Raw genomic sequence first — 19,627 nt, forward strand, 5'->3', positions numbered from 1 at the left:
GTTGTCCGGGATGGGAACGGCACGCCTACTTCGATGCGGGCAGGTACTTCGCGTCGATGACCGACATGGGATCGAGGGCGTTGCCCGGCAACCCCTGCGACCGGGCTACCCAGTCCCATGTGGCCCGCACCCGCGCCGCGTCGAATGCGCCCCATCCGTCCTTCCTGGTGATTTCGTTTTCGATCAGGGGGATCGATGCGCTGAATTCCTCGCCGGCGACCTTTGCGTCGAGCCCCGGCACGACCCTGGCCATCGCGCTGCCGACCGCGGACGGATTTGCCACGGCAGCCATGCTCGCCTTGCGGTAGGCGTCGAGGAAGTGCCTGGCGACTTCCGGCTTCTGCTTCAGGAAATTTTCGTTGGCGACGATGACGTAGCCGTAGCCGTCGTAACCGTATTCGGACCACTTGATCTCGCGCAGCGACTTGCCGGCGCTCTTCAGGACCGACGCCGCGCCCGGAGCGCTGGTGACCCAGTCCAGCGCACCGTCGACCTGGCCGCTGGCGACCAGGGGCGCGAGCGTGCCGGCATCGACCTTCATCAGCCTGACGCTGGCGGGATCGACACCGTTCTTCTGCAGGAACAGCGGCCAGACCACGTTGACGCTGGAGTACACCGAGGTGGCGAGGCGCTTGCCTGCCAGGTCCTTCAGGTTGTGGATCGGGGAAGCGGCCGCCACGTGGATCGCATCGGGCTTCTTGTTGTAGATGCTGTAGATGATCCTGACCGGCAGCTTCTGGCGGGCCGCCGCAGCGAAGACCGCATCGATGCCTACGGCGGTCATGTCCGCCGAGCCGGCCGCCACGCGCGTCAGCGCGTCGCTGGACCCATTGCCGCTGCGGATCTCCACGTCGAGCAGGGCCCGGCTGAAGTAGCCATCGGCCTTGCCGAGGTACTCGATGCCGTTCGCACCGCTGGGGATCCAGCCGAGCTGGTAGACAACCTTGTCGATCTTGTCAGCGGCCAGGGCTGGCCCGGTGGCGAGTGCCGCCAGCGCCAGCGCCGCGACCATTGCCTTGATTCGGTGTACCTTCATGGAGCTCCCCTTTCTACTTTGGTTTGGACAGCAGGCGCCCCTCCGGGCCTGCCGCCGCGCGGCCCCGGATACCAGAGGAGCAAAAACGGCTGGTCGGTCAGTCGGGCCGGGCGGCCCCCAACCCCAGTTCGGCCATGGCGCGGCGGTACTCGACCGACATGCGGTCCGCCGGGATGTGGATCTCGTCGCGCAAGTCGAGCGGCAGGTCTTGCGGACACTGCGCGACCACCTGCGACAGGTCTTCGTCGTTGATGCGCTCGGTGAATTCGATCAGCGCTTCCGGGGCAACCTGGCGGCTCTCGTCCACGACGATCTGGAAGATGCGCGTGGTCTGCGCCGTGACAGGCGAGCCGACGTCAAAGACGCGGTAGGTCGAGTTGGTATCGGGATGGTGCACGCGCAGCGCGCACGAGAACGGCAGGGTCGTCTCGTAGCGATAGAGCGCCCGGTTGTACTGCGCGTCCTGCGTCGCGGACGGATGGCCTTCCTCCACGTAGCGCACGCGTTCGAGCATATTGACTTCAAACGCCAGGCTGAGGCCGGACTTGTGGACGTCGTAGGGCGGGATGACGACTTCCGGCCCGCCGAAGGTCGTGGTGTGGACCCAGGGGACGTGGCACAGGTCGCTGAAGTTTTCGATATGGCGTGCCGCCGATGCGTTCCATAGCCCCGGCGGCACGATCGCCACCGTGCCGGAGCCGTCTTCCACCTGTGGCCACTCCGGCAGGCCGGCGCGCGGCGCATGGCTCAGGCATACCCAGACAAAGCCGTAGCGCTCCTGGCACAGGTAGGTGTCCAGGCACAGCTTTTTCGGGATCGGCAACTCCGGCGACAGCGCGGGAATGCGCACGCAGGTGCCGCCGCCGTCGTACTCGAAGCCATGGAAGCCGCAGGTGAGATGGCCATTCTTGATCGTGCCCAGGCTCAGCCTGGCGTTGCGATGGGGGCAGGCGTCGCGCGCGGCGCTGACACCTTCGCCCGGGCCGGTGCGGTAGAGCGCCACGGGAACATCGAGCAGCGTCACGCCAACCGGCTTGTCCGCGACTTCCGTGGAGAGGGCAACGGGATGCCAGAAGGACGCCAGGATCTCCCAGTCGTTCTGCGTGAAGCCGCTGTTGGGGGGACGGCCGCCGGCCGGCGAAGTGTTCTTGACGGACAGGAACATGGTGTTTCTCCTCAGAGGTCAAGCGTTAGCGTGGAATCGGGCAGGGCGCGGGACACGCACACCAGCATGCGGTCGCCGCTTTGCTGTTCGCTGGCGGACAGGTAGTGGTCGCGATGATCGAGCTGGCCGCAAAGCACCCGGGTCAGGCAGGTGCCGCAGATCCCTTGCTCGCAGCTCAGCGTTGGCTCGATGCCGTGCTGGCGCAGCACGTCGACGATGCTGCTGTCGGCCGGCACCATCGTCTCGATGCCGGATCTGGCCAGCACCAGCCGGAAGGCGCCGCCCCTTGTTGCGGAGGGGGCCGGCGCCGCGAAGTACTCGGTATGGAGCACCAGGTCGGCGCGGCACCGCACCGCGGCGGCTACCGCGTCCATAAAGCCGGACGGGCCGCACAGGTAGACCTGCGCCCCGCGCGGCAGCGAGGCAGTCAGGGCGGCTGCGTCGAAGCGCTGCGCCGGCGGTCCATCGTCGTGGTAGAAGCGCACCTGCGCCGCGAACGGCGCCTGGCGGAGTTCGCGCAGGAAAGGCGTACGTCCTTCCGATCTGGTGGCGAAATGCAGGGTGAACGGCCTGCCGTCGGCGTGCATATGGCGCGCCATGGCCAGCAAGGGCGTCACGCCGATGCCGCCGGCGACCAGCACGACCGGCGCCTGCCCGCCGTCGAGCGGGAAGGCATTGCGCGGGCCGCCCACGGTCAGGCGCATGCCGGGCTGCACCCGTTCATGCAGGTAGCGCGAGACGCCGCGCCCTGCCTCCTCGCGCAGCACCGCGATGACGTAGCGGTGGCGCTCGCGGTCGTCATTGAGCAGGGAGTACTGGCGCACCGCGCCGCCCGCCACGTGCACGTCGATATGCGCGCCTGCAGTGAACGCCGGCAGCGTGTCGCCATCGGCCGCAGCCAGTTCGAAGGAGCGGATACGCTCGGCTTCGTCGGCGATGCGGGTCACCATGAGTTCCATGACTTCACCCATGTCACACCTTCCTCGTTGCTTATTCGCCGCCCCGCACAGGCAGGCTGCGCGGGTAGAAAAGGCGCTGTACCAGCGTCACCAGGTGGAACAGCGCCAGACTCATCACCACCAGCACGCCTAACGCGGCGAAGGCCTGGGCGATCTTGAAATACGATGTGGAGAACCGCAGGAAGTAGCCGATGCCTCGTTCCGAGGCGACGAATTCCGCGATCACCGCGCCGATCACCGCGAGCGTGATCGCCACCCGGACAGCGGAAAATACATGCGGCAACGCAAACGGCAGCCTGATCTGCAGGTACTCATTGCGCACCGAGGCCTTCAGCGCGCGGCTCAGTTCCAGCAACTCGGGCGGCGTCTGGGCCAGGCCCGTGGCGATCCCCACCACCAGCGGGAAGAAGGTGATCAGCGCCGTGATGACCACGCGCGCCAGATCGGTGGCGCCCAGCGTGACGATCAGGATCGGCGCGATGGCCACCACCGGCGTGGACTGCACCACGATCAGCAGCGGATACACGCTCTTGCGAAAGAGGTGGTAGCGGTGCAGCGCCGCTGCCAGCGGCAGGCTGACCGCGAAGGCCAGCAGGAAGCCCAGCGCGATGACCCGCAGCGTGGCCTGGATGTGGTCCCACCATACCCACGCGTCCACGGCAAGGCCGGCACGCGCGATGGCGGTGGGGGATGGCAGCAGGTACTCGGGCAGCCCCAGCCAGCGGCTGGCGGCCTCCCACAGGCACACGATGCCGCAGAACGTGGCCACGGGCATCAGCGCCTGCGGTGAAAGCCGGGGCAGCCCGCCGGATGGCGCCAGTTTGCCTTCGCTTGCTTCAATGGTATTCATGGCAGCTCAACAGTTCTTCGCGGAGGTGGTCGGAAAGCGTATGAAAAAGGGCTTCGCGCATGGTCGCCAGCGTGCGCGGGCGTGTCAGCTCCACGGGCACGATTTCGCGCAGGCGTCCGGGGCGCGGGGCGAGCACGAAGATCCGGTCCGCCATCAGCACCGCCTCGGTGATCGAATGCGTGATGAAGACCGCCGTGCTCCGGCGCGCGGTCCAGAGCCGCATCAGCTCGAAGCTCAGTTCGTCGCGCGTGAGTGCGTCCAGCGCGGAGAATGGCTCGTCCAGCAGCAGGATCTCGGGATCGGCCAGGAGCGCGCGGGCAATGCCGACACGCTGCTGCATGCCGCCCGAGAGTTCGTCCGGGTATTTGTGGCGGAAGTCCTTCAGGCCGACCAGCGCCAGCAGTTCGGCAGCGCGATCGGTGTCGGCCGAGGTCAGCCGGCGGCCCTGGTGCGTGATCGGGAACGTAAGGTTCGAGATCACGTCCAGCCACGGCAGCAGCGTCGGCTTCTGGAACACGAAGCCGATATCGTCCCGCGGCCCCGTCACCGGCTGCCCGAACACCTGCACGGCTCCCGACTGCGGCACGATCAGGCCGGAGATCAAGCGCAGCAGCGTGGATTTGCCGCAGCCGCTGGGGCCGACGACTACCACGAACTCGTTGCGGCGGATACTGAAGCTGATGTTCTTCAGCGCGTGGACGACGGACCCGTCGGAGGCCTGGAAGCGGTGGCCGACGTCGTGGAAGGCGATCGCTGTCTCGCTGTGGGCAAAGGCGTCGCCGCTGGCGGCGTCGAGATATCTGGGCAGCATCATTGCACCCCCGCTTGCAGTACGGTGGCGCCGCTGCCTGCGTGGTCCTGCAGGAAGGCGGACAGTGCCGCATCGAATTCCGCCGGGGCTTCCAGGTTGCACAGGTGGCCTGCGCCGGGAATCACCACCAGCCGGCTATCGGGAATGTGCTCGGCAAGCAGCCGGCTTTCCGACTCCGGCAGCACGCGGTCCTGGTCGCCGACGACGACCAGCGTCGGCACGCCGATGCTGGCAAGGCCTTCGCGGAAGTCCATGGTGACCAGCGCGCGCAACGTCTGCTGGTAGGGCCCGGGGCGCAGCGCCTCCAGCGACCTGACCAGGGCGTTGCGCACGGAGTCGTCCGCGCGGCTTCCGGCCAGGAGTTCCACCAGCCCCGGCGCGATGTCGCGCATCGACGCACCCGCTTCGAGCGGCCGCAGGCGCCTGGCAAGGAAGTCTTCGCGCGCTTCTGCGGTGAGCAGGCCCGCGCCGGCCGCGGTCGCTGCAAGCGTCAGCGTCGCCACGCGCTGCGGATAGCGCGCGTAGAAGTCCTGCGCGATAAAGCCGCCCATCGACAGGCCGACGATGTGCGCGCGCTGCGCTCCGATCGCGTCCAGCAGCGCGCCGAGGTCGTCGGCGAAATCGCCGAACACCAGTGGGCGGTCGGGGTTGTCGCTGTCGCCATAGCCGCGCGCATCCCAGGCCACGCAGGTGTACCGTGCGCCAAGGCTTGCGAGCTGCCCGTCCCAGTTGCGACGGTTGCCGCCCACGCCGTGCAGGAACACGACAACGGGTCCCGAGCCGGCATGCGCGAAGGCAACCCGGACCTTGCCGCGCTGGCTGAATGACATCCTGCTCATGACCGATCCCCGGGCAGCACCGCGATCACGTCGATCTCGATCAGGCAGGCGGGCATCAGCAGGGCCCTGACCTGGACGCCGGTACTGGCCGGCCTGTGCTCGCCGAAGAAGGCCTTGCGCACGGCCCAGTACTCGCTGGCGACGGCTTCGTCCAGGTTGCAGGTGAAGTAGGTGGTCATCTTGACCACGTCCTGCATCGTCGCGCCGGCGCGCGCCAGGATCGCGCGGATGTTTTCGAAGCACTGGCGTGCCTGGGCGACAAGGTCGCCTGCGCCCGCCAGGGTGCCATCGGGAGCCAGTGCGATCTGGCCGGACAGGTACAGCGTGTTGCCGGCGCGCAGCGCGGGGGCCGGCGGCATGTCGTGTTCCCAGTCCCACTGGGGGGCGACCGGATCGAGGTGGGGGCGGGTCATGGTGCTCCTTGTCGGCGACGTGAAGAATTGTGGGCTTTAGGGGGAGGGGGGCCGGCGGGTGCCAGCGCCGTCTCGCCATCTCCCGCCCTCGGCCTGTGGTGCGCTTATGCCGCGGCCCGCGTTGTGGCGCCGGCCCGCGTGGTGACGCCGAACTCCTCGAGCAGGGGCAGCACGCGTTCGCCGACAAAGCGCAGGTCCTCGATAAAGTCGGGAACGATCAGCGTGATCCCGTCCAGTTCCGCTTCGATGATGGTGCGCGCGACACGGCGTGCCAGCGTCTCGGCCGACCCGGTCATCGCGCCACCGAGCACGGAACTCACGCGCGCGCCCTGGTCGATGAAGTACTGCGCCGCGAAGTTCTGCTTGGCGCTGACATCCGAGCTGTACTCGGCGGTCTGGGTCGCAAGGGCGATGCGATCGACACCGTCATCGAAGTGGTCGAGGCGCGCTTGCGCCAGCGCATCCGTTTCACCGGGGATCAGCGTGAAGAGTCCGTAGGACTTGAACTCCGGCTTGCCAGCCTTGGCTGCCAGTTCCTTGGCGCGCTTGCCGCGCTGGAGCGAGGCGTCGTCGTCGCTGGCCGTGAAGAAGCTGGCATCGCAGTTGTCGATCGTGAACTGGAAGCCGCGGTCCGAGGCCCCGGCGCAGATCAGGGTGGGCGGCCTGGACGGCTTGGGGTTCGACATGCAGTCGGTCAGTTCGTAGAAGCGGCCCTTGTGGTCGACCCGGTCTTCGGTCCAGAGCCGCTTGACGACCTTGATCCACTCGTCAGCCAGCTCGTAGCGGCCGGCGTGGTCCAGCGGCTTCCACAAGCCCAGCTGGCCAAGATCGTGCGGATTGGAGCCGGAGACCAGGTTCAGTCCGACGCGCCCGTTCGAGATCTGGTCGATGGTCGACACCATCTTGGCGACGACGGCGGGCGGGAAGATCATCATGTGGACCGTCCCCCAGATCTTGATGGAGCTGGTTGCCTGCGCCAGCGCCGCCATGGTCGTCAGGGACTCCAGCGTGGTGTCCCAGTGCCTGGACGGGCCGCCGTAGCCGCGCCACTTGGCCATGCTGAGGGCGAAGTCGAAGCCGAGCTGCTCGGCGAGCCGGGTGACCTGGAGGTTGTGCTCGTAGTTGCCCGGGGTGGGCGGCGCATTGACCGAAGCCACCCAGCCGTTGTTGCCAACCGGGATAAAGACGCCGACCTCTGTTGCTTTCTTGGTAGTGGACATGGGTTCCTCTCTGGATGTCAGCGCGCCGCACCCGGCGCGCGTTGGCGAGGCGAGGCATCAGCCCCGCGTGACGCGGTGTGTGGCTGCCCGGATCAGCCAGGCAGCGAAAGCAGCTTGCGGAAGGTGCTGCCGTGGAAGACCAGCGGCTCCACATGCGGGCGCATCGTCAGCGCGGTAATGCGCAGCAGCACGATGCCGTGGTCGCCGGCGGGCAGCACGCTGTCCATCGCGCATTCCATCCACACGGCGGCGCCGTCGATCAGCACGGCGCCATCGGCAGTGGCGCCCAGGGCCATGCCATCGAACTTGTCGTCGGCGCGCGAGGCGAGCTTGCGCACCGCGACGTCATGGCTGTGGCCAAGGAAGCTGATGCCGAGGCGCGGCGCCGTTGCCAGCTTCTCCCAGGTCCTGGACGTCCACTGGACGCAGAAGGACACCAGTGGCGGCTCGATCGATACCGGGACAAAGCTGCTCGCGGCCATGCCCGCCGGCTTGCCGTCGACCAGCGCGCATACGCCGACCACGCCGGTCGGGAAGCAGCCATAGGCCTTGCGCAGCATTGCGCCGTGATCGCCGTCTTGCCCGGCCAGTACGGAGAAGGGCGGATCCGCCGCCAGCCAGTTGATTGCGAGTTCGGACATGGTCAGCTCCTGTCTGCGGCCAGCAAGGTACGGACGACGCCGGACCAGCGCCCGGCAAACGCCTCGATGGCGACGCCGTCTTCAAAGGATTTCTCCATCAGGTACAGGCCCGGTGTCGGGCAGGTGGCGCCGAGCTCGACCAGCACCGGCTTGAGCAGCAGCTCCGGCGCCATCGCATGCGCGGGTCCGGCGCCCAGCATCAGCGGCACCGCCACCACGCCCTGCAGGCCGGTTCCGCCCGCGAACTGGTCCAGGAACAGCTTGAGCAGGCCGGTGTAGGTGGCCTTGAAGGTCGGACTGGCGACGATGACCAGCCGGGCGCCGGCGACCGCGGCGACGGTGCGTTCGACGTCTGGGTCGCCCCAGCCGAGCAGCGCGGCACCGAGATCGACGACGTCGACGGTGAGGTCCGGCTCGGCGCCCGTGAGCGCCTGCGCCAGCATCCGCGCGGCCTGTGCCGTGCGGGACTTTGGCTTGGGATTGCCAATGAGGATTGCGGTGGTCATATCCAGCCCCCTTCGTGGGTTGCACGTCTTGCCTTGCGCTTGGGCAAGGCGTTTCTACGTGCAGGAATTTCACCACCGGCACCGCGCACCAACTATCCGCTTAGTGCGCGAAGACTGTCCGGAAATGCGCGCGCCGGGCAGCCTGCAACGCGGGCGCCATGGCGGTGTGTTAGCGCGGGGCGGCTTTCGGCGGGCAGGACAGGGGCCGCTTGCGTGCGCAGGCGGGGATGGCGAGGATGGGGGGGAAGCGCAAGCCGGCATGCCGTGCGGCATCCGGCCTGGAAGGCGCGAACTGGCGGTGCTAGCCGCGCCGGTGCATGGTTTCGGAGGGTGACTCGGCGAACGCGCGCTTGTAGTCCGCCGCGAACCGGCCGAAATGCGTAAAGCCGACCCCGAGCGCAATCGCGGAAACGTTGTGGCGCGACAGGTCGGACATGAGCTCCGCCCGGGCCTGCTTCAGCCGGAAGTGCTTCAGGTAGGCAACCGGGGTGTAGCCGATGTACTTGCGGAAGCATTCAAACAACTTGAGCCGCGACACGCCGGCAGCCGCTTCGATGTCTTCGAGGTGGATCGGCTCGCGGAAATTGCTCTCGATAAATGTCCTGGCGCGCACCACGTATTCCGGGAGTTTCGTGCCGCGTGTCCTGCGGATCCGCTCGGAATAGTTGCTTGGCTGCGCGATCAGCAGCCCCTTCAGCAAGGTCGTCTCGAAGTCGCGGCTGAATGCCGTGCACCGGTAGAGTTCGCGCGCGCAATCGGCATCATTGAGGTAGGTCCGGACCATGCGCCACCACGCGCCGGTACAGCCCTCGGTGCCGCTGATGCCGGGCTCGAACACCAGCAGGTCCTGCACGGGCGCGCCGAGGAGATCGCCAAGCACCCGTTCGAGCGACTGGCGCGGCACGGCGACCAGGATCTTCCTGCAGTGCCCCGATATGTCCAGCGCCAGGGGCTGCTCCGGCGAGACCGCGATGCCATGGGCTGCGTCGGAGCGCAGCAGGCCGTGCGGCTGCATCATCTGTTGCTCGCCTTCTACCGGCAGGCTGATGTTGTACGTGGTGCGGAGTTCGCCCGCCCCCACCTCCACCCGGACGTCGGAACCGTACCGGATGTAGCCCACCGTCGTCGACATGTCGCGCAGCAGATGCCCGCTATAACTGAACTCGAACCGCCCGGGCGAAGCGATCCGGACGGAATGCCGGCCGCACAGTGCTTCGGAGAATGAACTCGCGGCATCGATGCCCAGTCCGCTCGCGCGGATGGCATCGTCGACTACAAACTTGCTGTTCATGCTGAACTCCGTTTGGGGGCGATCGGGAGATCAACGCTATGGTCAGTGCGCGGCGTGGCTCATGGCGCGCCACAGGGCCTTGGTCGCATGCCGCAAGGTCTGCCGCTCGGGCAGGTCGGGGCCGCCCCGGCGGCAGAGCGCCATCAGTCCCTGCGCGTGCGCCTCGATCAGCGAGGCCCGGATTGCGCACTCCTGCTCGGGCAGCGCCGGATTGATTTCTGCGATCAGGTCCAGCCAGATCTGCTGGAACTGCTTGTTGCCAGCGCCAACCAGCTCGGCGATGGCCGGATCGTGTTCGGCCAGCGCCCAGCATTCCAGCACGAAGGGCGTGACATCGGCGTCGACGACCAGGATGTCGTCGAAGAACTCATCGATGATGGTGTTCAGGCGTGCTTCGGGCGGTTGCAGCTTGTTGGCGCCGAGCCTGGCGTAGCGGTCGATATAGCGCCCGTAGACTTCCCGGATGGTCGCCACCAGCAACTGATCGCGGGTGCCGAAGTAGTGCTGCAGGGTGCTGAGGCGCACGCCGACTTCGGCGGCCACGCGATTGATGCTGTAGCCGCCATACCCATCGCGCGCGAAGACGCGGATTGACGCTTCGATCAGTTCGGGAATGCGGCTGGAGCGATTGCCGCGCGGCTTCGCCCGCCGTGCGTCGCCCGCGCCGTGGAGATCGGCCGAGGTGAATTCGAGCTTGTCCATGGCTGCGTCCGAGCGTGTTCGAATGAGTGTCCCTGGCTCGAATAATAGGTAGCTCAACCTAAACTATCACTAGTGGTTTCACCTATTTAGTAATCCATCAAGCATATAAACGGCAAAAAAATAGGTTGAGCTACCTTGATGGAGCCTCTCCTCGGGGTGATCGTCTCTTTTCCGCGAGAGCTCGTGACTCAGCGCAAGCAAGGCGGAAGATCGCTGCTTGCGTCAAGAAGCCAGGCTCCGGGAGCGCAGCCACTTGAGCCAGGACTGATCCTCGATTTCGTACGTACCACGAGACTCCTTCCAGAGGATCTCGCGCTCACGCAAGGCGTCGATGGCATTCTGGACAGTGGCGGTGTTCACCGTGGCGGCGGCGGGGAGGAGGGACTTGTATGCGCTCATGGCGGCCTCGCCAAACGGGGAGAACTGCCCCGTTTTCGACGCCATCACCCGGACCACGGCCTGCTGCAACGGGGTGAGAGAGGCAAAGTCGCTCTCGACTTCCTGCCACAGCCGTTCCTGTATGAGGGTGGCATCTTCCTTCAGGCGCGTGCTCAGATATGGGGATTCGTTAGCGACTGCGATCGATGAGATCAGATGGCGAAGCAGCTCGGGTCTGTGACCCACCATCTCGAACGCATCGAAGACGGCCTCTGGCTCGAACTGGTTGCCCGCGGCGAGCGCCCGGTTGACGCTTGCCGTGTACTCGTCAGTAAAGCTGCGATCCAGCAGGGGGAAGGGTGTGACAAGAGAGCCGAAGAACGGCATGCGGGAATTCATGACCAGATGAGCCAGCTTGTCCCGGCTTGACCCCGTGAAGACCAGCATCAGTTCGGGAGCCTTGCCCGAGACGTTCATCGCGTCGCGGGCGGCTTTCAGCCCGAACATTGCCTCCAGCCCCTTGTCTGTCGTGAGCGCGTGCTGCGCCTCATCGACAATCAGCAGGACCGGCTTCCTGGCAGACTTCCGCAGCGCTTCCAGTGCCTGGGTGAGCGTGACTCCCACCGGCAATCCCGCCGTAGTCAGATCCAGCCCCAGCGTTCCCAGGACCGTCACCTTGGTGAGGCCAACGGCCTTGGCCGCCTTGCTTACGATGCCGGCGTATTCCGCAATCTTGTGCTTGACGGCGTCCGCGATGAGTTCGCCCGGATCCTGCGCCTTGTTCGACCAAAGGTCGACATACACGGTCGCCCAGCCGCGTTGCTCGGCGGCGGGGACGAGATCCTCGCGGAGAAAGGTTGACTTGCCGACCCGCCGCGGTGCCGCCAGAAAGAGTCCTGAACGTGCGTCCTGCAGGCCCTCTCCGGTCAGGGCCGCGCAAAAGCTTGCCGCGAGGGCAGGGCGGCGAAACGTGTAGCGAGCGGATGCGGGAGTAAGCTGGCTCATCGGGGCGCATGGGGAATTTATCGGTGTTTATCCTAGATCGATAAATTATCGATGTCAAATAAATGGCGATAGATGGCCGATGCGGCACTTGGGGCTGGCGGGCACGCCCGTAATTGCGCGGGAACCGGACCATACGGGCGCCGCGGTCCCCGCTGATAGCTGGCTTACCTGCGATGGCGATGACCACCGCGACATTCCCATCGAAGTGGGAGGGAGGCGCGGCAGCGGTTTCGCGGGGAAGAACCTGGTGGTCGCGGAACATCCCGACCGCAAGCGGGAGGTGTCCCGGGATTCGGGCAGGCGCAGTGCAAAGCGGCGGCCAGCCTGGACGTTCCAGTGCTGCAACACGGTGTTCGATTCCGCACGCGTTTCCTGGCCGGGGATCGTTGCATCATTATGAAAACGGCCGAGGCGGTAAAGCGCTGCCCGCGCCAAGACAACAGTGACCGCCAGGAGACCCGATGAACAGCGAAACCACCACCCGGTTGTCCGTGCCCATGCATGGAACAGACTCACGCATCAGATGGCTCGTGCTGACGGTGGCGTGGGCCGCGCTGGTCCTCTCGACCGTCTGCCGACTGGCGTGGGGCACGCTGGCCATTCCGTTGGGGCAGTCGCTGTCGCTGCCGCTCGCCGCACTAGGCATGTTCGTGACGGCGTTCTATGTCGGCTACGTGCTGTCCAACTTCGTGTGCGGGTTCGCGACCGATCGCGTGGGTGGCCGCGTGGCGCTTTCCGCTTCGCTTGTCAGCCTTGCCGTCGCAACTTACGCCTTCTCCTATACACCGTCGCTTACGGTCGGCCTGGTGCTGCAGGCGCTCATGGGGCTGACCGCCGGCGCTGACTATGCGGCAGGGGTGAAGCTGGTGACGACATGGTTCGAGAAGCGTGAACGCGGCCGGGCCGTGGGACTTCTCATGAGCGCGTCGTCGGTCGCCGTCATCGCGACCAATGCCATCCTGCCGACACTGGTGGAGGCCTACGGCTGGCGCTTGAGCTATCGCCTGCTCGGCGTACTCGCCGTGTTCCTGGCCGTGGTCTGTGCCACCGTCCTGCGCGACCGGGCCCAGGCTGCCGATGTAAGCCGGCCGGGAGAACGCAGCCTCCACCGTGCTCGCCCGCATGGCGAGATCCTCGCGGACATACGCGCGTTGATGACAAGGAATTTCGTCCTGCTGGCACTGGCCGGATGTGGTGCGTTCTGGGGGACGCTCGGCTTCACCGCGTGGGCGATTCCGCTGATGGTGAAGGCGCACCATGTTGCGCCGGTTCAGGCGGGCTATGTCCTGGCCGTGGCCGGGATTGCGGGCCTGTTCGCGAAGCCCGCCATCGGCTGGCTTTCCGATTCCGTCGGCGCGCGCCGCAAGCTGCTGGCCATCCTGTCACTGATCTTCTTTTGCGCGGCGCTGCTGGCCTTCGGCCGGCTCGATGACCTGGCCGCGTTCCGCCTGGCCGCCCCCTTCATTGGTGTCGGGGCCTTCGTTTACAGCCCGCTGCTGGTCACGATGGTCGCCGAACAGGCAGGTCTGTCCAAGGCAGGTTCGGCGGCCGGCGTAGCCAACGCCGTCTGGCAGCTTGGCTCGGCGCTGTCGCCGGCACTCGTCGGCCTGGTATTCCAGGCGCAGCACTCCTTCCCGCTGGCGTTCGCCGTGCTTGCCGCCGGTCCGCTGGTCGGGGCCATCTGCCTGGCATTCATCAAGGAAGGCCAACGCCAGTGACCGGCGCGCGGCTCCTGACAACCACTGAGGCAAAGCAGCCATGAAACACATTACCCATCTCACCGACCAGCCGTGGACTCCGCACCAGATCGAAGGCTCGAAAGGCTTTGAGTTCATCTTCGACATTCTGGCCGGGGAATACACCGACGCCTACTCCGTCGACATCGTTCGCGTTGCGCAAGGCGGCTACTCGCCACCGCACATCGACCCCGACAATCACGCGTTCTACATCCTCGGTGGCGAAGGCGAGATCGACATCGCGGATACCTGCCATCGCGTCCAATCCGGTGCGATCGTCCGCATCCCGCGAGGCGTCGTCCATGCCGTTCGCAATGCCGGGCAGGGCGATCTGGTGCTGTTGACCATCTACGATCCGCCGCGCATACGTAAATCCCGTGAGGGGATGGCGCCTCCTGTGGAGCATGCGGAGGCAAACTGATCCGCATGCTTTGTCCGGCATGCCCCCTCGCGCAGGTGCGAGGGGAATCGCTGGCACTATCAGGTACGGCCTTCGTCCACAAGCAACTCCTGACTCGCCAGGCAACCATTCGCAGTAGTTTCCGACGCACCAACAAGAACGGCGCCCTTCCGGTTATCCGGGGGGCGCCGTTGCATTGGGCTTGTGCTTGCCGTCGACGTCACCGCATCCCAAGGCCACCCTTAGCGGGCGCCCCGGGACGCGTTGGTCAGGGCACGGTGGATGGGAGGGGCTTGTCGGATCGCACATTGCTCTCCCAGCGCTCGGCGCGATGGGAGCCATCGCAGTAGGGCTTGCAGGCAGACAAGCCGCAACGACAAAGCGAAAAGATGCCCTTGTGGGGATAGCGGTTGCCGTCGGCATCGACCAGTTCAAACTCGCCGGTCACATGGAGAGGCCCCGAATTCAGGACGCGGATGTTGGTGGTGGGCATGGGAACTCCGGACGCTCAAGTCGTCCTTAACAGGTTGGCGCCTGCAGTGGCGCACGTGGGCAACTGCTGAAGCCGGCCTCGCCATGCGAGGCGTCGCAGAATGGCGGGCGCCTGGTGTGGCCGCAGCGACAAAGCAGGCATGACTTGCGTTGACGAAACGGTACGCCGGCCTCGTCGACGATTTCAAAGTCACCGGCGACCCGCAAGGGGCCGTCGTCGTCCAGGGTAATCGTGGTCATGGTTCAGTCCTCATTGCGCCGGGAGGGCCCGGCCTCACGCGGCGCTCCTCGCGCCCTGGGCATCGGGGTGGATGACGTCCACCTTTTCGCCCAGAACGTGAAAGTCTCCCCGGCTGCAAACCAGAGGCCGGTCGTCGGTGCGCTGGATCTTCAGGGCTTCACCCACCAGGATGGTATGGTCGCCGCCGTCGTAGGCAGCCCAGCGCCGGCAGACAAACCAGCCCAGCGAGCCCGTCAGAACCGGCGCCCCTTCGTGCCATTCGTAGGTCGGGTTCCAGCGTTCCGGCATGCGATTGGCGAAGTAGTGGCCAAGGAATGCCTGCCGCTCGCCCAGGATGTTGATGGCGTAAGGCCGCCCGGGGTCCAGAAGCGCGTGCGATCTGGCAGTCTTGGCTATGCTCACGGCGACCAGCTGCGGCTCGATCGATACCGCCGCAAAGGAACTCGCCGTCATGGCGTGCATGCCACCCTTGCCGTCATCCATCGACACGACGGTCACGCCGGTCGTGAAGGCACGCAGGCCCTTGCGGAACTCTTCCGGATCAATGTGTAGGGATTGGGTCATATCGTCTCCTGGGGTCTCCTCGAATTCGGGTACGTATGCCTATCGTCGCAAGCGGCGATCCGCCGGACAAGACAGGCCGGTGGAAAGCGACGTTCCGCCTGGGGAACAGCCACTGCGGCCTTCCCGGCCGGAAGCCAGCGTCATGGCAAATCCCGGTTGACGCTGACCCCGGGCCGCCGCTATAGACAGAACAGCTTCTGTCCCGACACCGCAACGACATACGGCTAGCGCCCCCATTGATGATGGAATTGGTCGACATCCGAGTATTCGCGAAGATCAGCGAACTGATGAGTCTCAGCGCCGCGGCCAATGTGCTGGGGATGCCGAAGTCGTCGGTGAGCCGAAGCCTGACCCGGCTGGAGAAGCACCTGGGCGTCGCGCTGCTCTATCGGACCAACCGGAAACTGGCGCTGACCGACACGGGCCTGTTGTTCGCCGAGGACGCGCACCGCATCCTCTCCAGCATCGAGGAAGTGGAACAGAAGGTGGGGCAGGTCAGGCTCGCGCCACGGGGGCTGTTGCGCGTCAGCGCGCCCGTCACGCCGGGGCAGTGGATGCTGGCCCCGCTCATATCCGAATATCTGGTGCGCTATCCGGAAATGAATGTCGCACTGACGCTCACGAGCCATAAGGTCGAGCCGATGGCCGAGGAGATCGACGTGGTCATCCGTACGGGGGAACTTGAGGACAGCCGCCTCGCCGCGCGACGGCTGGGCACCGTGGAACTGAAGCTGGTGGCCACGCCGGCCTATCTCAAGGCCCGTGGAACACCCGAGGTACCGGCGGACCTTGTCGGGCACGAACTGTTGGATATATTTGCAGGCAACGTCGAATGGCGCATGGACAAGGGGGCCGAGACCGAATCCGTGCGGGTCCACATGCGCTTCTCGGCCAATGACACCAGCACCATCCGCACGGTGCTGCTGAATGGCACCGGCATCGGCTGGCTACCGGATTATCTCTGCGAGGAAGATCTCGCGACCGGCACGCTGATTCACGTGCTACCCGGGTGGGGACGCGGCAAACGCGATATCCATGCCGTGTTCCCGCAGCATCGAACGGTGTCTCCGAAGGTCCGTTCCTTCGTGGATTTTCTCTGCGAGCGCTTCGGGGATCCGGGCAAGGCCGCCGGTCCGCGGCCGCCGGGCAAGTCGACGCCACGATAGCGACGTGCGGGGAGTGCGATCAGTCTACGTCGACCTTGCCCGTGCGCACCAGGATCTTCCAGCGCTCGATATCACCCTGGACGGTCCTGGCAAATGCCTCCGGCGTGGAGCCGACCGACTCCATGAAATGGGTATGCAGCGTTTCGCGAACGTCCGGCTGGGACACCGTCCGCGCGATCTCGCTTTGCAGGCGCCTGATAATCGCGGCTGGCGTGCCGGCGGGCGCGATGATCCCCATCCAGGCGTTTGCCTCGACGCCCGGCATGCCAAGTTCGTCGAGCGTCGGCACCTTGGCCATCACTGAAGATCGCTTTGCCGACGCCACCGCGAGGGCGTGGAGCTTGCCCGCCTGCACCTGGGCGGCGACGGCCTGTTCCGGCAGACACGCCATGTCGACTTCGCCACTGATCACCGCGAGCATGGCCTGGGGCGTACCGGCATAGGCAACCCGCGTCATGCGCGCACCGCTTCGCTGCGCAACCAGTTCCATGCAGAGGCGGTTGACGGAGCCCGCGCCAATCGCGGCATAGGTGTATTTGCCCGGCTCCTTTGCGAGCCGCCCCATCAATTGCCCCAGGTCCTTCACATCGAGCGTACTGCGTACGACCAGGACATTCGCCTGGGTGACGGCGAGCGACACCAGCGCCAGATCCCTGCCGGGCTGGTAGGGCAGGCGCTTTTGCAGTACGGTGTCGGCGCCTATCGGCCCGGGAGGCGTGATGCCGATCGTATAGCCGTCGGGAGGCGCCTTCGCGATGACATTCACCGCGATCGCGCCGCCCGCACCCGGCTTGTTCTCCACCACGAGGGTCGCGCCGAGCCTGGTGTGCAATGCATCGGCCAGGATCCGTGCGAGCACGTCCGGGGTCGAGCCGGGCGTGGACGGCACCACCAGCTTGATCGGCCGGGCCGGCCAGTCTTCGGCATGCACCGTCAGGCAAGCGCAAAGGGCCAGGATCGCGCCGGTTACCTTCGAGGCCAGCGGCCGGTATGCGTGCTTGCTCATGTTCACTCCAGATCAGTGGATCGTCATGCCCGGCTCAGCCAGCCTTGCGGCGACGCGGCGGATCGTAGATCGCGAGAAACACCAGCGGGTCGTCGCCCGCGTTATGCACCGCATGCAACGATCCTGCGGGCACCTTCACGATGTCGCCCTGCCGAAAGTCGAAGGGTTCGCCATCGACGGTGAGGCGCCCCTGTCCCTCGAGGATGACAAAGGCATGCCGGCCCCGATCCGTATGCGCCGCTGAAAAGCCGCGAGCGGCCACGCGCATCAGGTCAACGCTATAGGCATCGGTATGCTCCTCGCCGACCAGCATGGGCTTCAGTTCATAGCCCTGGACACCTGGCGCCTCGAAGGGTTTCCAGGTCATTGCGTCGTCATTCACGACTTCGGGGGCGGACTCCGCCACCCGCTCTGCTCCCCGGCGCTGCCGTGCCAGGTCCGGCGCTTGATCGGCCCCGGCAGCATTGGCCTGCCATGCCACGGGCGCGTCCTGAATGGCGAGAAGCCACATGGGCGTGGCCGCCGTATTGCGAATGGCATGGCGAACCCCGCGGGGGATCTTGATGACCGCGCGCTGGCAAAACGCGCGCTGCGCGCCTGCGAGCGAAGCGACTCCCTTGCCCTCCATCACAAAGAACGCCTGGTTATGCGGACTGATGCGCGGCCGGATCTGCTCATCGGCCTCCAGCCGGGCCAACCCAAGGGTATACGCGTCGGTGTACTCCTCGCCGATCAGCCCGGCGCGAAAGGCGTCGGCTTCCGGCGCCGCGCTCAAGGGCGACCAATATGTGTAGGACGTTGTGGTGACGACATTCATAGAATTGGACTCTCGCCGGAAAGCTGGCGTATGGCGCGGGGCGCCCGGGTTTCAGAACACATGCTTGATGCCGATATTGCCGGCGGTCGACCTTGGGTTCCCGGCACCGACGGAGTTGGCGGGTTGCTGCACGCCGCCGCTGCCGAGCGCATACATCGACCCGTTGCGGTTCTCGATCGTGCCGACAGAGCCATACAGCGTCGTGCGGCGCGACAGCGCATACTCGCCGCCCACGGCGAACCACCAGGCGTTCCGGTTGCCGGGATCCACCTGATATCTCGAGCGGTCGTTCACAAAGACCGCCTGGGCGATGGCGGTGAAGCGACCAAGGGGAACACGGACACCGAGATTGGCCAGCCTGAACTCGCTCTGCGTCGCCTTGAAGCTGTCCGTGGCACGGGCCAGGGCTCCGGTACAGGTCGTGCAGGAGTTCTTCTCATCGGTGTAGCCCAGATAGAGCTTCACCAGATGAAAATCGTAGCTGCCACCCAGCGAATAGGAAGTGATCTGGCCCGTGGCACCCGTGCCGGCGTCCTGCCGACCCCAGGCAGCATTCAGGTCCCACGGCCCCTGGAGAAAGCGTGCCGACGCGCCATAGGTGCTGCCCAGTTGCGGAGACTTCTCCCCCGGCGCCACCAGCACCGAGAACGACACCGATTTCCACTCTTCAGGCGAGTAGTACTTGATGGCATTGTCGGCACGCGCGGAGACAACCTGGGGAATCACCTGCTGGGCCGCCGTCGCGCCGCTGCGGGTCAGCGAAATGAGACCACCGCTGCCCATCCAGTAGAAGGCATCCACAAAGGAGTTGGTCAGCGAAACGGGTGTGGGCTGCCGCCCCAGCAGGAGGCTGCCGGCATCCCGCTTGACGAGGCCCAGCGCCGCCTCGCGGCCGAACAGGCGACCGCCCTGGCCCATCTGCCCGTCGTCCGCACTAAAGCCACCCACGAGACGAAACGTGGCGCTGAGGCCCTGGCCGAGGTCTTCTGTCCCATCGATCCCCCAACGGCTGCCGGCGTCACCACCGGAGACCACGCGCGCCTGCGTGCCCTTGCCGGCGCGGCTCACCTCGACGCCCGCATCGACAATGCCGAACACCCGTACGCCTGACTGCGCATGCGCCTCGCCGAAGCAAAGCGCGGACAGAAGAATGAAATGCCGGGCAATCGCCCTGGCTCTGAAGTCTTCCAAAATCAGCTCCCCCTTGCTTCTGGCTTTTTATAGTGTCGACTTGTGCGGCGCTACCCAAGATGCGCCGCGCTCTGGTCCGGCTTTCGAACGACCCAAGTCTAGTTGCCGAGGCATCCGCAAAAAAGAGCGTGCCATGGTCCATCATGTTCCCGTGCTGGAACGAGGTGATTGCCGCTGGCATTGCATGGAGCGCTTGAC

General features: G+C 65.9%; 22 protein-coding genes. 3 read left to right on the forward strand and 19 right to left on the reverse strand.

The window, feature by feature from the left end; genetic code table 11:
* Positions 1 to 25 precede the first annotated feature (25 nt).
* From KHO22_RS21315 to KHO22_RS21375, 13 genes are all read right to left on the reverse strand, one after another.
* Complete coding sequence (locus KHO22_RS21315; RefSeq protein ID WP_211949162.1) at positions 26 to 1,036, reverse strand: ABC transporter substrate-binding protein; 1,011 nt, start codon at positions 1,034 to 1,036, stop codon at positions 26 to 28.
* 97 nt (positions 1,037 to 1,133) lie between these two features.
* The gene (locus tag KHO22_RS21320) at positions 1,134 to 2,201 is read right to left on the reverse strand and encodes an aromatic ring-hydroxylating oxygenase subunit alpha (RefSeq protein WP_211949163.1); all 1,068 of its coding nucleotides are present in this window, start codon (positions 2,199 to 2,201) and stop codon (positions 1,134 to 1,136) included.
* An 11-nt stretch (positions 2,202 to 2,212) separates the two neighbouring features.
* Entirely contained in the window at positions 2,213 to 3,172 is a 960-nt protein-coding gene (locus KHO22_RS21325; protein ID WP_211949164.1) for a PDR/VanB family oxidoreductase, read from the reverse strand.
* 19 nt (positions 3,173 to 3,191) lie between these two features.
* Positions 3,192 to 4,010 (reverse strand): ABC transporter permease, encoded by an 819-nt coding sequence (locus KHO22_RS21330; protein WP_211949165.1) that lies wholly within the window; start codon positions 4,008 to 4,010, stop codon positions 3,192 to 3,194.
* Positions 3,997 to 4,824, reverse strand: a complete 828-nt coding sequence (locus tag KHO22_RS21335; RefSeq protein WP_230426950.1) for an ABC transporter ATP-binding protein — start codon at positions 4,822 to 4,824, stop codon at positions 3,997 to 3,999. The genes KHO22_RS21330 and KHO22_RS21335 overlap by 14 nt, the downstream gene beginning before the upstream one ends.
* A complete protein-coding gene (locus tag KHO22_RS21340) occupies positions 4,821 to 5,660 on the reverse strand; it encodes an alpha/beta fold hydrolase (protein ID WP_211949166.1) in 840 nt (279 codons plus the stop codon). Before KHO22_RS21340 ends, KHO22_RS21335 begins: the two co-directional genes overlap by 4 nt.
* Positions 5,657 to 6,073 carry a RidA family protein gene (locus KHO22_RS21345; protein ID WP_211949167.1) on the reverse strand — a complete coding sequence of 139 codons (417 nt, stop codon included), beginning with the start codon at positions 6,071 to 6,073 and terminating at the stop codon, positions 5,657 to 5,659. Before KHO22_RS21345 ends, KHO22_RS21340 begins: the two co-directional genes overlap by 4 nt.
* Positions 6,074 to 6,177: 104 nt before the next feature.
* On the reverse strand, positions 6,178 to 7,293 hold the full coding sequence (locus tag KHO22_RS21350; RefSeq protein ID WP_211949168.1) for an LLM class flavin-dependent oxidoreductase: 1,116 nt from the start codon (positions 7,291 to 7,293) through the stop codon (positions 6,178 to 6,180).
* A 92-nt stretch (positions 7,294 to 7,385) separates the two neighbouring features.
* Positions 7,386 to 7,934: a flavin reductase family protein gene (locus KHO22_RS21355; protein WP_211949169.1), complete on the reverse strand. Its 549-nt coding sequence runs from the start codon at positions 7,932 to 7,934 to the stop codon at positions 7,386 to 7,388.
* 2 nt (positions 7,935 to 7,936) lie between these two features.
* Positions 7,937 to 8,440, reverse strand: coding sequence for an NAD(P)H-dependent oxidoreductase (locus KHO22_RS21360; protein ID WP_211949170.1), 504 nt, complete (start codon positions 8,438 to 8,440; stop codon positions 7,937 to 7,939).
* Between the two features lie 301 nt (positions 8,441 to 8,741).
* Positions 8,742 to 9,731, reverse strand: coding sequence for an AraC family transcriptional regulator (locus KHO22_RS21365; RefSeq protein ID WP_211949171.1), 990 nt, complete (start codon positions 9,729 to 9,731; stop codon positions 8,742 to 8,744).
* A 42-nt stretch (positions 9,732 to 9,773) separates the two neighbouring features.
* Positions 9,774 to 10,433 (reverse strand): TetR/AcrR family transcriptional regulator, encoded by a 660-nt coding sequence (locus KHO22_RS21370; RefSeq protein WP_211949172.1) that lies wholly within the window; start codon positions 10,431 to 10,433, stop codon positions 9,774 to 9,776.
* A 222-nt stretch (positions 10,434 to 10,655) separates the two neighbouring features.
* Positions 10,656 to 11,816, reverse strand: a complete 1,161-nt coding sequence (locus KHO22_RS21375) for an ATP-binding protein (protein WP_230426951.1) — start codon at positions 11,814 to 11,816, stop codon at positions 10,656 to 10,658.
* 461 nt (positions 11,817 to 12,277) lie between these two features.
* Between KHO22_RS21375 and KHO22_RS21380 the strand changes: the two genes are divergently transcribed.
* Both KHO22_RS21380 and KHO22_RS21385 read left to right on the forward strand, forming a co-directional pair.
* A complete protein-coding gene (locus KHO22_RS21380) occupies positions 12,278 to 13,534 on the forward strand; it encodes an MFS transporter (protein WP_211949173.1) in 1,257 nt (418 codons plus the stop codon).
* Between the two features lie 40 nt (positions 13,535 to 13,574).
* Positions 13,575 to 13,973 carry a cupin domain-containing protein gene (locus tag KHO22_RS21385; protein WP_211949174.1) on the forward strand — a complete coding sequence of 133 codons (399 nt, stop codon included), beginning with the start codon at positions 13,575 to 13,577 and terminating at the stop codon, positions 13,971 to 13,973.
* Positions 13,974 to 14,220: 247 nt separating this feature from the next.
* Here the strand turns inward: KHO22_RS21385 and KHO22_RS21390 are convergent, their stop codons facing one another.
* Genes KHO22_RS21390 through KHO22_RS21400 form a run of 3 tightly spaced genes read right to left on the reverse strand, consistent with a single transcriptional unit; the run spans position 14,221 to position 15,249 of the window.
* Positions 14,221 to 14,445, reverse strand: coding sequence for a CDGSH iron-sulfur domain-containing protein (locus KHO22_RS21390; RefSeq protein WP_211949175.1), 225 nt, complete (start codon positions 14,443 to 14,445; stop codon positions 14,221 to 14,223).
* Positions 14,446 to 14,471: 26 nt separating this feature from the next.
* Positions 14,472 to 14,684: a CDGSH iron-sulfur domain-containing protein gene (locus KHO22_RS21395; RefSeq protein ID WP_211949176.1), complete on the reverse strand. Its 213-nt coding sequence runs from the start codon at positions 14,682 to 14,684 to the stop codon at positions 14,472 to 14,474.
* A gap of 34 nt (positions 14,685 to 14,718) precedes the next feature.
* Positions 14,719 to 15,249, reverse strand: a complete 531-nt coding sequence (locus KHO22_RS21400) for a flavin reductase family protein (RefSeq protein ID WP_211949177.1) — start codon at positions 15,247 to 15,249, stop codon at positions 14,719 to 14,721.
* A gap of 242 nt (positions 15,250 to 15,491) precedes the next feature.
* On the opposite strand from KHO22_RS21400, the gene KHO22_RS21405 reads away from it, so the two are divergent.
* Entirely contained in the window at positions 15,492 to 16,415 is a 924-nt protein-coding gene (locus tag KHO22_RS21405) for a LysR family transcriptional regulator (RefSeq protein WP_211949178.1), read from the forward strand.
* A gap of 19 nt (positions 16,416 to 16,434) precedes the next feature.
* Here KHO22_RS21405 and KHO22_RS21410 read toward each other — a convergent pair whose 3' ends face one another.
* The 3 genes from KHO22_RS21410 to KHO22_RS21420 are packed head-to-tail and all read right to left on the reverse strand — an operon-like array spanning position 16,435 to position 19,429.
* On the reverse strand, positions 16,435 to 17,421 hold the full coding sequence (locus KHO22_RS21410) for a Bug family tripartite tricarboxylate transporter substrate binding protein (RefSeq protein WP_211949179.1): 987 nt from the start codon (positions 17,419 to 17,421) through the stop codon (positions 16,435 to 16,437).
* Between the two features lie 34 nt (positions 17,422 to 17,455).
* Positions 17,456 to 18,238 (reverse strand): cupin domain-containing protein, encoded by a 783-nt coding sequence (locus tag KHO22_RS21415; protein WP_211949180.1) that lies wholly within the window; start codon positions 18,236 to 18,238, stop codon positions 17,456 to 17,458.
* 51 nt (positions 18,239 to 18,289) lie between these two features.
* Complete coding sequence (locus tag KHO22_RS21420; protein WP_230426952.1) at positions 18,290 to 19,429, reverse strand: porin; 1,140 nt, start codon at positions 19,427 to 19,429, stop codon at positions 18,290 to 18,292.
* Positions 19,430 to 19,627 lie beyond the last annotated feature (198 nt).

The sequence above is a fragment of the Cupriavidus yeoncheonensis genome (assembly GCF_905397275.1).
Lineage (GTDB): Bacteria > Pseudomonadota > Gammaproteobacteria > Burkholderiales > Burkholderiaceae > Cupriavidus > Cupriavidus yeoncheonensis.

Excerpts from the sequence above, each read along its gene's own strand:
- KHO22_RS21315 (WP_211949162.1), bottom strand. The coding sequence starts at position 1,036 with ATGAAGGTACACCGAATCAAGGCAATGGTCGCGGCGCTGGCGCTGGCG.
- KHO22_RS21320 (WP_211949163.1), bottom strand. The coding sequence starts at position 2,201 with ATGTTCCTGTCCGTCAAGAACACTTCGCCGGCCGGCGGCCGTCCCCCC.
- KHO22_RS21325 (WP_211949164.1), bottom strand. The coding sequence starts at position 3,172 with ATGGGTGAAGTCATGGAACTCATGGTGACCCGCATCGCCGACGAAGCC.
- KHO22_RS21330 (WP_211949165.1), bottom strand. The coding sequence starts at position 4,010 with ATGAATACCATTGAAGCAAGCGAAGGCAAACTGGCGCCATCCGGCGGG.
- KHO22_RS21335 (WP_230426950.1), bottom strand. The coding sequence starts at position 4,824 with ATGATGCTGCCCAGATATCTCGACGCCGCCAGCGGCGACGCCTTTGCC.
- KHO22_RS21340 (WP_211949166.1), bottom strand. The coding sequence starts at position 5,660 with ATGAGCAGGATGTCATTCAGCCAGCGCGGCAAGGTCCGGGTTGCCTTC.
- KHO22_RS21345 (WP_211949167.1), bottom strand. The coding sequence starts at position 6,073 with ATGACCCGCCCCCACCTCGATCCGGTCGCCCCCCAGTGGGACTGGGAA.
- KHO22_RS21350 (WP_211949168.1), bottom strand. The coding sequence starts at position 7,293 with ATGTCCACTACCAAGAAAGCAACAGAGGTCGGCGTCTTTATCCCGGTT.
- KHO22_RS21355 (WP_211949169.1), bottom strand. The coding sequence starts at position 7,934 with ATGTCCGAACTCGCAATCAACTGGCTGGCGGCGGATCCGCCCTTCTCC.
- KHO22_RS21360 (WP_211949170.1), bottom strand. The coding sequence starts at position 8,440 with ATGACCACCGCAATCCTCATTGGCAATCCCAAGCCAAAGTCCCGCACG.
- KHO22_RS21365 (WP_211949171.1), bottom strand. The coding sequence starts at position 9,731 with ATGAACAGCAAGTTTGTAGTCGACGATGCCATCCGCGCGAGCGGACTG.
- KHO22_RS21370 (WP_211949172.1), bottom strand. The coding sequence starts at position 10,433 with ATGGACAAGCTCGAATTCACCTCGGCCGATCTCCACGGCGCGGGCGAC.
- KHO22_RS21375 (WP_230426951.1), bottom strand. The coding sequence starts at position 11,816 with ATGAGCCAGCTTACTCCCGCATCCGCTCGCTACACGTTTCGCCGCCCT.
- KHO22_RS21380 (WP_211949173.1), top strand. The coding sequence starts at position 12,278 with ATGAACAGCGAAACCACCACCCGGTTGTCCGTGCCCATGCATGGAACA.
- KHO22_RS21385 (WP_211949174.1), top strand. The coding sequence starts at position 13,575 with ATGAAACACATTACCCATCTCACCGACCAGCCGTGGACTCCGCACCAG.
- KHO22_RS21390 (WP_211949175.1), bottom strand. The coding sequence starts at position 14,445 with ATGCCCACCACCAACATCCGCGTCCTGAATTCGGGGCCTCTCCATGTG.
- KHO22_RS21395 (WP_211949176.1), bottom strand. The coding sequence starts at position 14,684 with ATGACCACGATTACCCTGGACGACGACGGCCCCTTGCGGGTCGCCGGT.
- KHO22_RS21400 (WP_211949177.1), bottom strand. The coding sequence starts at position 15,249 with ATGACCCAATCCCTACACATTGATCCGGAAGAGTTCCGCAAGGGCCTG.
- KHO22_RS21405 (WP_211949178.1), top strand. The coding sequence starts at position 15,492 with ATGGAATTGGTCGACATCCGAGTATTCGCGAAGATCAGCGAACTGATG.
- KHO22_RS21410 (WP_211949179.1), bottom strand. The coding sequence starts at position 17,421 with ATGAGCAAGCACGCATACCGGCCGCTGGCCTCGAAGGTAACCGGCGCG.
- KHO22_RS21415 (WP_211949180.1), bottom strand. The coding sequence starts at position 18,238 with ATGAATGTCGTCACCACAACGTCCTACACATATTGGTCGCCCTTGAGC.